This is a genomic window from Allocoprococcus comes, assembly GCF_013300725.1.
GTDB classification, from domain to species: domain Bacteria; phylum Bacillota; class Clostridia; order Lachnospirales; family Lachnospiraceae; genus Allocoprococcus; species Allocoprococcus comes_A.
This window is the reverse complement of record NZ_JAAIMM010000024.1, coordinates 1-12,690: the sequence shown is the minus strand read 5'-3', so window position 1 is coordinate 12,690 and position 12,690 is coordinate 1. Positions and strand designations below refer to the sequence as shown.

The 12,690-nt window shown below is 44.2% G+C and carries 14 protein-coding genes and 4 tRNA genes; 15 read left to right on the top strand and 3 right to left on the bottom strand.

Translation table 11 applies throughout. From position 1 onward, the window contains the following. The first annotated feature begins 40 nt into the window (after window positions 1-40). From nrdR to G4407_RS12275, 7 genes are all read left to right on the top strand, one after another. Window positions 41-490 carry a transcriptional regulator NrdR gene (gene nrdR, locus G4407_RS12305; protein WP_173689135.1) on the top strand — a complete coding sequence of 150 codons (450 nt, stop codon included), beginning with the start codon at window positions 41-43 and terminating at the stop codon, window positions 488-490. 14 nt (window positions 491-504) lie between these two features. Further along, window positions 505-1,704, top strand: a complete 1,200-nt coding sequence (gene coaBC, locus G4407_RS12300) for a bifunctional phosphopantothenoylcysteine decarboxylase/phosphopantothenate--cysteine ligase CoaBC (protein WP_173689134.1) — start codon at window positions 505-507, stop codon at window positions 1,702-1,704. Window positions 1,705-1,759: 55 nt separating this feature from the next. After that, window positions 1,760-2,425 (top strand): ECF transporter S component, encoded by a 666-nt coding sequence (locus tag G4407_RS12295; RefSeq protein WP_173689133.1) that lies wholly within the window; start codon window positions 1,760-1,762, stop codon window positions 2,423-2,425. Between the two features lie 3 nt (window positions 2,426-2,428). Then, entirely contained in the window at window positions 2,429-3,193 is a 765-nt protein-coding gene (locus G4407_RS12290; RefSeq protein WP_173689132.1) for a type III pantothenate kinase, read from the top strand. A 54-nt stretch (window positions 3,194-3,247) separates the two neighbouring features. Next, window positions 3,248-4,027, top strand: coding sequence for a tRNA pseudouridine(38-40) synthase TruA (gene truA, locus G4407_RS12285; protein ID WP_173689131.1), 780 nt, complete (start codon window positions 3,248-3,250; stop codon window positions 4,025-4,027). Between the two features lie 27 nt (window positions 4,028-4,054). After that, a complete protein-coding gene (locus G4407_RS12280) occupies window positions 4,055-4,807 on the top strand; it encodes an exodeoxyribonuclease III (RefSeq protein ID WP_173689130.1) in 753 nt (250 codons plus the stop codon). 206 nt (window positions 4,808-5,013) lie between these two features. Beyond that, the gene (locus G4407_RS12275; RefSeq protein WP_173689129.1) at window positions 5,014-5,769 is read left to right on the top strand and encodes a hypothetical protein; all 756 of its coding nucleotides are present in this window, start codon (window positions 5,014-5,016) and stop codon (window positions 5,767-5,769) included. 3 nt (window positions 5,770-5,772) lie between these two features. On the opposite strand, the gene ymfI is transcribed toward G4407_RS12275, so the two are convergent. Continuing rightward, on the bottom strand, window positions 5,773-6,507 hold the full coding sequence (gene ymfI, locus G4407_RS12270) for an elongation factor P 5-aminopentanone reductase (RefSeq protein ID WP_173689128.1): 735 nt from the start codon (window positions 6,505-6,507) through the stop codon (window positions 5,773-5,775). 157 nt (window positions 6,508-6,664) lie between these two features. Between ymfI and G4407_RS12265 the strand changes: the two genes are divergently transcribed. Continuing rightward, window positions 6,665-7,201 (top strand): HD domain-containing protein, encoded by a 537-nt coding sequence (locus tag G4407_RS12265; protein ID WP_173689127.1) that lies wholly within the window; start codon window positions 6,665-6,667, stop codon window positions 7,199-7,201. 29 nt (window positions 7,202-7,230) lie between these two features. Then, window positions 7,231-8,232, top strand: coding sequence for an asparaginase (locus G4407_RS12260; RefSeq protein ID WP_173689126.1), 1,002 nt, complete (start codon window positions 7,231-7,233; stop codon window positions 8,230-8,232). A gap of 77 nt (window positions 8,233-8,309) precedes the next feature. On the opposite strand, the gene G4407_RS12255 is transcribed toward G4407_RS12260, so the two are convergent. Together G4407_RS12255 and G4407_RS12250 are read right to left on the bottom strand one after the other, a co-directional pair. After that, on the bottom strand, window positions 8,310-9,023 hold the full coding sequence (locus tag G4407_RS12255; protein WP_243259134.1) for a GTP pyrophosphokinase: 714 nt from the start codon (window positions 9,021-9,023) through the stop codon (window positions 8,310-8,312). 103 nt (window positions 9,024-9,126) lie between these two features. Further along, entirely contained in the window at window positions 9,127-9,969 is an 843-nt protein-coding gene (locus G4407_RS12250; RefSeq protein WP_173689125.1) for a YitT family protein, read from the bottom strand. A 218-nt stretch (window positions 9,970-10,187) separates the two neighbouring features. Here G4407_RS12250 and eno point away from each other — a divergent pair, with 218 nt between their 5' ends. The 6 genes from eno to G4407_RS12220 all read left to right on the top strand — a co-directional run bounded on the left by eno (window position 10,188) and on the right by G4407_RS12220 (window position 12,690). Next, entirely contained in the window at window positions 10,188-11,495 is a 1,308-nt protein-coding gene (eno, locus tag G4407_RS12245; RefSeq protein WP_173689124.1) for a phosphopyruvate hydratase, read from the top strand. Between the two features lie 153 nt (window positions 11,496-11,648). Beyond that, window positions 11,649-12,092 (top strand): GNAT family N-acetyltransferase, encoded by a 444-nt coding sequence (locus G4407_RS12240; RefSeq protein WP_173689123.1) that lies wholly within the window; start codon window positions 11,649-11,651, stop codon window positions 12,090-12,092. Between the two features lie 137 nt (window positions 12,093-12,229). Further along, window positions 12,230-12,300: transfer RNA gene (locus G4407_RS12235), tRNA-Gln, on the top strand. Window positions 12,301-12,354: 54 nt separating this feature from the next. Beyond that, window positions 12,355-12,428, top strand: a tRNA-Pro gene (locus G4407_RS12230). Between the two features lie 64 nt (window positions 12,429-12,492). Continuing rightward, window positions 12,493-12,563: transfer RNA gene (locus G4407_RS12225), tRNA-Gln, on the top strand. Window positions 12,564-12,616: 53 nt separating this feature from the next. Continuing rightward, window positions 12,617-12,690: transfer RNA gene (locus tag G4407_RS12220), tRNA-Pro, on the top strand.

Genomic DNA, 12,690 nt, shown 5'->3' with positions numbered 1-12,690 from the left:
GGCAGTAGAATCAATCAAGAACCAGGCAGGAGGAAAAAAGATGAAGTGCCCATATTGTGGTAACATTGATACAAGAGTCATCGACTCAAGACCGGCAGATGACGGAACGACGATCAGAAGGAGAAGATCCTGTGATGCGTGCAACAAGCGTTTTACAACCTATGAGAAGGTGGAGACCATACCGTTGATCGTGATCAAGAAGGATAACAACCGGGAGCAGTATGACCGTACTAAACTGGAAGGCGGAGTACTCCGGGCATGCTATAAACGTCCGGTATCAGCAGCAGATATTCAGGCAACGATCGACTCGATTGAGACAGCGATTTTCAGCCGGGAAGAGAAAGAAATTCCGAGCAGCCAGATCGGTGAGATTGTTATGGAAAGCCTGAAAAAGCTGGATCCGGTTGCTTATGTACGTTTTGCATCGGTATACAGGGAATTTAAAGACGTGAATACATTCATGGATGAACTGAAGAAAATATTAGAATAAAAGGGGAAAGACAAATGGAACGGAAAAAGACAGTATTGCTCTGCGTGACCGGCGGTATTGCGGCGTACAAGATTGCAACACTGGCAAGTATGCTGGTAAAGACAGGATACGATGTAAAAGTTGTGATGACACAGAATGCAACGAATTTTATCAATCCGCTGGTATTTGAGACGCTGACACAGCATAAGTGCCTGATCGATACATTTGACCGCAATTTTGAGTACAGTGTGGAACATGTGACACTGGCAAAATGGGCAGATATTGTGATGATCGCACCGGCTACAGCGAATGTGATCGGTAAGCTGGCACACGGGATTGCAGATGATATGCTGACTACGACTGTGATGGCATGTGCCGAATGTAAGAAGATCCTTGCACCGGCGATGAACACAAGAATGTATGAGAATCCGGTCGTACAGGATAATTTAAAACTTCTGGAGCATTATGGATATGAAGTGATCCAGCCGGCAAGTGGACATCTGGCATGCGGAGATAACGGAGCCGGGAAGATGCCGGAAGCGGAGACTTTGTATGAATATATTTACCGGGATACTGCTTATGAGAAAGATCTGACCGGAAAGAGAATTCTTGTCACAGCAGGGCCGACAAGAGAAGCAATCGACCCGGTGCGCTACATTACAAATCACTCATCCGGTAAGATGGGATATGCCATTGCACGCGTTGCTGCGGCAAGAGGAGCGGATGTTACGCTTGTCACCGGACCGACAGAGATAAAAAAGCCGATGTTTGTGAAGATCGTTCCGGTCACGACCGCAAAGGAAATGTTCGAGGCGGTAAAGGAAGAAGCGGAAGATGCAGACATTGTGTGTAAGGCAGCAGCGGTTGCAGATTACCGGCCAAAGCATATTGCGGATGAAAAGGTGAAAAAGTCAGACAGTGAGATGAGTCTGGAGCTGGAAAAGACGGACGATATTCTGAAATATCTCGGGGAGCACAGAAAAGACGGACAGTTTCTGTGTGGATTTTCAATGGAAACCGAGAATATGGTTGAAAATTCCAGAAAGAAGCTTGAAAAGAAGAATCTGGATATGATCGCGGCAAATAATCTTAAAGTTGCCGGAGCAGGATTTCAGGGCGATACAAATCAGATGACACTGATCACGAAGGAAGATGAGACTGCACTTCCACTGATCAGCAAGGAAGAGACAGCAGCTTGTATTCTGGACAAGATTCTGGAGTGCATGAATAAATAAAAAGCCAAAATGTATTGTATCTCGTAAAGAGAATAGTAACAGGAGGAAAAGAAAAATGAATCAAAGCAATGAACGTACTACATCCATGTCCAAAACAAAGGGACTCGTACAGATGGCAATCTTTGCAGCACTTATTGTAGTGCTGGCATTCACCCCGTTTATCGGATATATCCCATTGGGATTTACAAGGGCGACGATCATCCATATTCCGGTGATCATGGGATCTCTGATGCTTGGACCGAAGAAGGGCGCAGCGCTTGGAGGTGTATTTGGTCTTACAAGTTTTATCAATAATACGATAAATCCGACATTGACATCATTCGTATTTACCCCATTTTACAGTCTGGGTGAATACAGTGGAGGGATCGGAAGTCTGATCATCTGTTTTGTGCCGCGTATTCTGATCGGTGTAGTACCGTTTTATGTTTACCGTCTGATCAGGAAGCTTTCTAAGAACAACGGAGTATCGTCTGTTGGACTGGTTGCGGCAGGACTTTCCGGAGCACTGACCAATACGCTTCTTGTCATGAATCTTATTTTTGTATTTTTCAGGAATGACTATGCGGCAGCCAATGGTGTTACCGTAAAAGCGGTATATGGATTTATTCTGAGCATTATCGGAATCAATGGGGTTCCGGAGGCAATCGTAGCGGCGGTGATCACGCTGGTACTTGGGAAAACACTGATGAAAAAAGGGGTACAGGAAAGATTAGGAGTGTAAAAAATGATACTTGCGATTGATATAGGAAATACAAATATTGTACTTGGATGCGTGGATGATAACAAAACCTATTTTATCGAAAGACTTTCCACGATCAAGACAAAGATGGAACTGGAATATGCTATTGATATCAAGATGGTTCTGGATATTCATGGGATCAAACCGGAGAAACTGGAAGGAGCGATCATCAGCTCGGTAGTTCCGCAGATTACATATGTCGTAAAAGAAGCAGCCGAAAAGATTTTGAAAAAAGAGACACTGGTCATCGGACCGGGTGTGAAAAACGGACTGAACATTCTGATGGACAATCCGGCCCAGCTTGGAAGTGATCTGGTGGCAAATGCGGTTGCCGGAATTGCGGAATATAAAGCACCGATGATGATCTTCGATCTGGGAACAGCGACAACTGTCAGTGTGATCGATGAGAAGAAAAATTATATTGGTGGAATGATCTATCCGGGTGTGAATATTTCACTGAATGCGCTGACAGAAAATGCATCCCAGCTTCAGGGAATTGGACTGGAAGCACCGAAGCGAATTGTTGGAAAGAATACGATCGAATGTATGAAGAGTGGTGTTCTTTATTCGAGTGCTGCAGGGATTGATGGAATTATTGACCGGATTGAGGAAGCGGTTGGACAGCCTGTGACAGCAATTGCAACGGGCGGACTTTCCAAAAAGATTGTTCCGTATTGTAAGCGAGAGATCATACTGGATGATGATCTGCTTCTGAAAGGACTTCTGATCATTTATCGGAAAAACAGATAACAGAAAGGTGACAGGGACGAGGACTTGCAGAGTTTTCGCCCCTTTTATAAAAGGATGAATACTTACCGGATAACAGTTGCCTATGATGGAACGGCGTATCGTGGATGGCAGAGACAGGAGAATACGGAACTCACTGTACAGGGAATTCTGGAACGGCGGATTTCGGAAATTACAGGGAAAAAGACGGTGGTCAGCGGTTCCGGAAGAACAGATAGTGGTGTACACGCGTTAGGGCAGGAGTGCAGTCTGTATCTGGAACAGGAAATTGATATGGACAGTTTTGAGAAGCAGTTAAATGAACTTCTCCCGGAAGATATCAGAGTGCTGGATATCAGCAGAGAAAAACGGGATTTTCATGCAAGAAAGAGTGCGGTCGGGAAATGCTATGAGTATCGGATCGATCTGCGTGATAAGATGGAAGTATTTCATCGGAAATACCGGTTCCATTTTCCGCATCCGGTCGATATCGGTGCGATGGAAAAAGCAGCAGAGTATCTGGTGGGAACCCATGATTTTTCCGCATTTACAGATTTGAAAGAGGACAAAGATACGGTACGGACGATTTATGCGGTCGGGATCGTGTATGAAAAGGATACACTTACGTTATCGTGGATTGGAGATGGATTTTTATATCATATGGTCCGGATACTTACCGGAACACTTCTGGATGTGGGAACCGGGAAGATAAAAGCGGAAGAGATACCGGAGATTTTGAAAGCAAAAGACCGGAAGAAATCTGGTTTTCCGGCACCTGCGAAGGGACTGTTTTTAGACCGTGTTTTTTATACAGAAGCGGAGCTTGAAAAAGCGGTACAGAAGATCCGCGAAAAATAAAAACCAAAGAAATGGAGGAAAGAGAAGATGAAGTTTATTTCATGGAATGTAAATGGAATCCGTGCATGTGTGCAGAAAGGATTTGTGGATTTTTTTAAAGAGGCAGATGCGGATATTTTCTGCCTGCAGGAGACAAAGATGCAGGAAGGGCAGCTTGTACTTGATCTGCCGGGATATCATCAGTACTGGAACTCGGCTGTGAAAAAAGGATACTCAGGGACTGCAATTTTTACAAAGGAAGAGCCGTTATCAGTTACTTACGGACTTGGGATAGAAGAACATGATCAGGAAGGGCGCGTGATCACACTGGAATTTGAGGATTTTTATTTTATTACCGTGTATACACCGAATTCCCAGAGTGAACTGGCAAGACTTGACTATCGTATGACCTGGGAAGATGCATTTCTTGCTTATCTTAAGAAGCTGGAAGAGACAAAACCGGTGATCTTCTGCGGAGATTTGAATGTGGCACACAAAGAAATTGATCTGAAGAATCCAAAGACTAATCGGAAGAATGCCGGATTTACAGATGAAGAGCGCGCAAAATTCTCAGCACTTCTGGATGCGGGATTCATTGATACTTACCGCTATTTCTACCCGGATAAAGAAGGGATCTACTCCTGGTGGTCCTACCGGTTTAAGGCAAGAGAAAAGAATGCAGGTTGGCGTATCGATTACTTCTGTACATCAAAAGCACTGGAAAGCAGGCTGGAAGATGCGAAGATTCTGACGGATGTATTTGGGTCTGACCACTGTCCGGTGGAACTGGATTTGAAGTAGGGATGAGATCGACAGGCTGCGACATCAAATTGTAAAAAAATAAACTGATCAGATTCACTTTTGTGCAATGGAATCTGATCAGTTTATTTTTTTACAATTTTTCGCTCGGGGCTATCGGAGGATCCTGTTTGAGGGAATATATAAAATTCTGGCTGCATATAAATATACATGGGTATTTATTGCTTTTTGGATGAGGAGGGACATGTATGGGACGGATTGGAAGTATCTGGATGATGATAGGTCGGTATCTGCTGCCGGTGATGCTTGGTGGAGTGATCGTCTGGGCGTGCAATAGTGCAGGAATATCGGTTTACGCAGATGATGGAGAGACACCGGATGGAGCAGAGCTGATCCGGTTTGATTTTCACAAGTCGGTAAATCAGGAGGTTGGGATCCCGGCAGGAATACCAGGATTTTTCACTTATTTTTATGAGGGAAAAGAATACCATTACGGATTCCGGTTTGACAGAAACGGGACAGGACCAGAGACAGAAAAGTTTGGTACGGCATATGTCTGGGCACCTTATACGGTTATTTATTATGACGCTGCAGGTGGTGAGATTGAGAATTACGGTACGGCAACAGCAGGAGGAAGAAGGCTGTTTGCGACAAGGGGAAATGGTGAAGAGCTTGAAGCCGGGCAGAATAAAGGAAAGAACAAAAGAAAATTTGCGGCAGATTATACTGTGTATGGGCAGAGCCTCCGGTTAAGTGAAGGATGTATGCCAACGGCAGTGAAAGACGGATATCGATTTGAAGGCTGGTATACGTGGACTGATGACGGAGTTGTGCAGGAAAAAGAACTGGCAGAGCTTGCAAAACAGGAGCAGTATGGGACACTTGAAGATGAGCTGAATGAGAAATATACGGAGCAGACAAAGCTTCTGGAAAACCGGGAATCCGAAAGATACCCGGCATCCAGTATTACACTTTACGCGAAGTGGGACAAGATCTGGGAGTAGGAGTTAGATATATCCTCCGTCCATGCCCAGGATCTGCCCGGTAAGATAGGCAGGGGCATTTGCAAGCTGCCATGCGAGAAGCGCAACTTCTTCCGGTGTCCCGAAACGTCCGGCAGGGATTTCTTCTGCGAGTGCAGCTTTTTCTTCCGCATCCAGAAGATCGTTCATTACGGTATCAATGACACCACAGGCGATCGCATTGACCTGGATATTGCTTGGAGCAAGTTCCTTTGCAAGTGCGCGGGTAAGACCGTTCAGACCGGATTTGGCGGCAGAATAAGCGACTTCACAGGAAGCACCGACAGTTCCCCACATCGAAGAAATATTGATGATACGTCCGGCTTTCTGATGGATCATGTAAGGAAGTGCTGCGCGGCAGCAGTAAAATGCGGAAGAAAGATTTGTGGAGATCATTCGGTTCCATTCTTCAACGCTCATATCCGTCAGAAGTCCCATCCATGCGATTCCGGCATTGTTGATGAGTACGTCAAGACCGGAGCCGGACATTTCAATCTGGTCAAAGATACGTCTGACTTCGGATGGAACACCTACATCTCCTGGAAGGATTTCGCAGGAACCGGAGGTTTTCTTTGTGATAAAATCAGCAGTATCCTGCAACTCACTGATGGATTTGCGGCAGTTTAAAAATACATGCCATCCTTCTTTTGCAAAGTGGATAGCGCAGGCTTTTCCGATTCCACGGGAAGCGCCGGTGACAAGAATCTGTTTTCTGTTCATTTATAAAAACTCCTTTTTGCTATTTATAAGTATTACTTTACAGTTGTTTTTTTCTACATAATCAGACAATATTATACACTGATTTTCTTGTGATTTAAAGACGCTGGTGTTATGATAAGTATTGAAAAAATGTCATACAGATGCGAGGAGGAAAAACATGGTACAGGAAGCCATTGATTTTGCCACCAAAGTACATGAAGGTCAGTATCGGAAGGGGACCGACAGACCGTATATTGTACATCCGATGGAAGTAGGAAAGATAGTATCCACGATGACACAGGATGAGGAGATCATCAGTGCAGCGATTCTGCATGATACGATCGAGGACTGTGAGGGTGTGGATGCAAATGTGTTGAAAGCGATGTTTTCAGCAAGAGTTGCAGGAATCGTATCACAGGAAAGCGAAGATAAATCCAAGACCTGGATGGAAAGAAAAAGTGCAACCATAGAAAGGCTTAAGACAGCACCAATTGAGGTTCAGATGATCGGACTTGCGGACAAGCTGTCGAATATGCGGGATATTGATCGGGATTATCCTGTATGTGGAGAGGAATTGTGGAACAGATTCCGGATGAAAGACAAAGCAACGATCGGATGGTATTATAAAGGTGTCAGAGAAGCATTACGGGAAGCATTTGCAGAGACGGAAGCATTTGCAGAATACTGTAGTCTGATTGACAAAAATTTTGGATAATAATGAGGTAGAAGAGAGGACAATCAGAGATGAAGAAGATTTTGATGTTAGGTACAGGTGGGACGATCGCATCCCGTCAGACAAAGGATGGACTGGCACCGGGACTGACACCGGAGGATATTTTATCTTATATTCCGGCTGTAAAAAATGTATGTGAGGTTCAGACAAAGCAGGTGTGTAATCTTGACAGCACGAATGTAACACCGGAACACTGGAAAATGATGGTAAAAGCAGTGGAAGACAATTATGCATATTATGATGGGTTTGTAATCTGCCACGGTACGGATACGCTTGCATATACAGCGGCGGCACTTTCTTATATGATACAGAATTCAGCCAAGCCGATTGTTATTACAGGAGCGCAGAAGCCGATCAATATGGATGTGACAGATGCGAAGACAAATCTGCTGGACAGCTTTATTTATGCGGCGGATGATGATTCCCAGGGTGTCAACCTTGTATTTGACGGAAAGGTAATTGTCGGAACACGTGCAAAGAAAGAGCATGCAAAGAGTTATAATGCATTTTCGAGTATCAATTTTCCGTATCTTGCAGTTATTCAGGATGGTATCCTGGTCCGGTATATTCCGGAGATCCCGTGCCGCCATGCAGTTAAGTTTTATTATGATATGAAGGACAGTGTATATGTACTAAAGCTGATTCCGGGAATGAAGCCGGATATTCTGTCCTATCTGTTTGAACACTATGACTGCCTGGTAATTGAAAGCTTTGGCGTAGGTGGTATTCCGCAGACGCTTGTTCAGGAATTCTATCAGGAGATGGAAAAATGGTCAGGTAAGGGCAAATTTGTCGTAATGACAACACAGGTTGCCAATGAGGGAAGTAATATGACGGTCTATGAAGTCGGGAAAAAAGTTAAGCAGGATTTCAATATGATCGAAGCCTATGATATGACGCTGGAAGCAGTGATCACAAAGCTGATGTGGCTGATGGGAAGAGAAGAACAGGATATGCAGAAAGCATTCTACACGCAGATCAATCACGATATTCTTTTTACAAAGAGAGGATAAAGCAGGTGCAAATAAAAGAGGAAGGGTTCCGGATGAATGGAACACCTTCCTCTTTTTGAATATTTAATTTTATCCGGTTAGATTTTTTCAAAGTCGCCGATCATGTCTTTGATCTCTTCCATGTGGCAGTCCGTCTCGCTTACAGTTTGTGCACATTTCAAAAGTTCAGCTTCGATAGCCTCGATGTCTTTGTCAGCACCGATTGTTTTTTTGTAACGAAGCTGATGATCTACACTTGCCCAAAAATCCATTCCGATCGTGCGGATCTGGATTTCGGCGCGCATTGGAGCTTTCCCTTCTGTAAAGAAAACGGGGATCTCAACGATCATATGATAGCTTCGATAACCGTTTGACTTTGGTGTTTTTATGTAGTCTTTGATTTTAAGAACGGTAATGTCATCCTGTGAAGTGATCAGGTTGGCAATTGCATAAATGTCACTGATAAACGGGCAGATCACCCGGATTCCGGCGACATCGTCCAAATTCCTGACAATACTTTCCTCTGTAAATGGCAAGTCACGTCTGCGCAGCTTTTCATAGATGCTGGCAGGACTTTTTACACGGGATTTGATAGATGAGATTGGATTGCGTTTGTTTACTGCTGAAAACTCATCATCAAGGACTTCAAGCTTTGTCTGGATCTCGCGGATCGCACAGCGATACTTCATCATCAGAACATCAAAGTTCTTATTATTATTGATAAAATCAGCCGGACTAATCGCATTTAACCACTGTGATTCCAGCGCAGTCGGATGCTCAGAAGCCGGAATCAAGTTAAGTTGTGTCTCCATATGATTACTCCTTTTTATTCTGGTTGCTTATATTATTATAGCATATCTGAGGGAAGGTGCATAGCATACAGAGTGCGGAAATTGTCTTAAAAATAACAATCTTTTAAATGCTATGGAATCCTTTTCCGATGATCTCGCTGGTGTTGGAAATCAGAATAAAGGAAGAAGGATCATTTGCCTTGATAAAGTTACGGAGTTTGATTGCCTGCTGACGGTTCAGCGCTGTGAAAATAATGTATTTCTGTTCACCGGTAAAGGCTCCGTGTGCTTCACAGATTGTGGCGCCTCGACCGAGTGAGTGGCCGATATAATCACAGATCGGTTCCGGGTTACTGCAGACAACGTTGAAATATTTGGAAAGGTTCAGACTTTCGATAAAGCTGTCTACAAGGAAGGAACGGATGATCAGTCCGAAACAGGAATAAAGTCCTGTTTTTACGTCGAAGATAAAGAAACCTGCAACGGTGATCGCAACGTCGGAGCAAACCAGTGCACGTCCGATGTCAACACTTGTAAATTTCTTCAGGATCATGGCAATAATATCTGTACCGCCACTGGAAGATCCGATATTGAAGAGGATTGCAGAACCGAGTGCCGGGAGTGCAATCGCAAACATTACCTCAAGCATAGGCTGATTGGTAAATGGCTGGTTCATTGGAAAGATTCGTTCAAATAAAGAAAGCGCAACAGAAAGCAGGACGCTGCAGTAGGCTGTCTTTGCAACGAATTTTTTGCCGAGAATCAATGCGCCAAGAATCAGAAGTGACATGTTGGCAACGAATGAAAAGTCGGCAGCAGAAATAAGTCCGGTTTTGGCAATCAGTACGGCAAGACCGGTGATTCCGCCAAATGTGAAGTTGTTCGGAAACTTAAAAAAATAAGTCCCTACTGCGATCAGCAGAGTTGCTCCGCTCATTGCAATAAAATTTTTGATTTTTTCTCTCATTTTATATTCCCCGATTGATTCATAAAGTTTCAGAAAACGGATGAAATACTGAAAAAATATCACCCGATTTCCGTTGGTATTGTAACGCCGAAAATGTATGAAGTCAACCGTTTTAGAGCATTTTCGCAATGTATACGATGATACGAAAATACGGGGATTTTCGTGCATGATTCAGCACCCGAAAGGACATACTAAAAGGCAAAAAAGGAGGATGGATTATGGAACAATATATACCGGTTACAGATATTATTGCGCGGGAAATTCTGGACTCGCGCGGAAACCCGACTGTAGAAGTAGAGGTGCTTGCAGGGAGTCATTTTTCAGGAAGGGCGATGGTTCCTTCCGGGGCATCGACAGGAAAATATGAAGCGATCGAGTTAAGAGACGGGCAGCACCGTTATCAGGGACTTGGAGTCAGACATGCGGTAGAGCATGTAAATGACCGGATCATCCGGGAAATCCTGGGTATGAATGTACTGGAGCAGGCAAAGATCGATCAGATGCTTCTGGAACTTGACGGGACGGATAATAAGATCAACCTTGGCGCCAATGCAATCCTGGGTGTGTCACTTGCTGTGGCGAGGGCAGCGGCAAATGCACTTGAAATTCCGCTGTATCAGTATCTTGGAGGGGTAAATGCAAAACAGATGCCGGTGCCGATGATGAATATTTTAAATGGGGGAAGACATGCAGATAATTCTATTGACATTCAGGAGTTTATGATCATGCCTGTCGGGGCAGTGTGTTTTGAAGAGGGACTTCAGATGTGTGCTGAGATTTATAAAATGCTTCGCTCGATCCTGGATCAGTACGATTATCCGACAGCTGTCGGAGATGAGGGAGGATTCGCACCAAATCTTCCAGATACAAAAGAAGCACTCCGGATGATCATGCGTGCAATTGAAAAGGCCGGGTATAAGCCGAAAGAGCAGATCGTGATTGCACTGGACGTGGCGGCAAGTGAACTGTATGATAAAGAGAGAAAAGAGTATATATTCGAAGGAGAAGCCCGGATGCATGGACACCGGGTAGCCAGATCTACAGAAGAGATGATTGATTATTATGAAGAACTGGCGGGAGAATTTCCGATTCTTTCCATTGAGGATCCTCTGGATGAGGAAGACTGGGGAGGCTGGGAGCTTCTGACAACAAGGCTGGGACTGGATATGCAGCTTGTAGGAGATGATTTGTTTGTCACCAATGTAAAACGGCTAAATGCCGGAATTTTAAAAGAGATCGCGAATGCAATTCTGATCAAAGTCAATCAGATCGGGACACTGACAGAAGCGGTAGATGCGATTCAGATGGCGCAAAAAGCCGGTTATCAGGCAATCGTATCACACCGTTCCGGAGAGACGGAAGATCCGTTTATTGCAGATCTGGCGGTGGGATTCAATACGGGACAGATCAAAACCGGTGCACCGTGCAGATCTGAGAGGGTGGCGAAATATAATCAGCTTCTACGGATTGAGGAGAGGCTGGGGAATATTGCCAGATATGAGAACCCATTTGTACGATTTTCATAAGATTTCCGGAAAATTCCGCCTCCGGGCAGGAGGTATTGAAAATGAAAGCAGTGCATGATATCATGCAGAGTATAAGAATGGGAAAAGAGATCACTTTCTAAGCGAACAGGGAGTGACCTCTTTTCGTGAGGATAATAAAAGGAGAACCGGAAAATGATAAGAAAGATAAAAGCGGAAGATAAAGAATTTTACATAAAAATGGCACATGATTTTTACCGGATGCCAGCAGTGGATCATCCGGTTCCGGATTCATATCTGGAAAAAACATTTGAAGAGTGTATGAAGAGCGATACCTATGCAGAGCTTTTTATCCTGGAATGGGAAGGTGAGATCGCAGGATATGGACTGATCGCCAAGACCTTTTCACAGGAGGCAGGCGGAATGGTATACTGGCTGGAGGAATTGTATATATTGGAAGAGTATCGCTCCAAAGGACTTGGAAGTGAGTATTTCGGATATATGGAAGAACACAAAGAAGAAGGGGTCACAAGATTCCGTCTGGAGGTCGAGAAGGAAAATGAAAGAGCCTGGAAGCTGTACAAAAGGCAGGGATATGACTGGCTGGAATATGATCAGATGATAAAAGAGTTCCATTAGAAAAATGTCAGAAAAAAGTAGAAAAAGTACACAAAATGACTTTCTTTAAAAAAATGTAAAAAAGTGCTTGCATTTCCGTAAAGATTTGCTATAATAAATTTGTTCGCTGTTGAGAACCAGGGCGGACATGCAGATGATGCGGATTGGTGTAATGGCAGCACAGCAGACTCTGACTCTGTTAGTAGAGGTTCGAGTCCTCTATCCGTAGTTCCTTAATTGAATAAGGACTTAACCGGACAGATAAGATGTCCGGTACGGTTATCGGAGTGTGGCTCAGTTTGGTAGAGCGCTACGTTCGGGACGTAGAGGTCGCAGGTTCAAATCCTGTCACTCCGATTTGGTTTTCTAAAATTTATAATATTTTGTTCATTCTGGTGGACAGATATTAACAGATGATTGATGCGGATTGGTGTAATGGCAGCACAGCAGACTCTGACTCTGTTAGTAGAGGTTCGAGTCCTCTATCCGTAGTTTTTAATTGAATAAGAATTTAACCGGACAGATAAGATGTCCGGTACGGTTATCGGAGTGTGGCTCAGTTTGGTAGAGCGCTACGTTCGGGACGTAGAGGTCGCAGGTTCAAATCCTGTCACTCCGA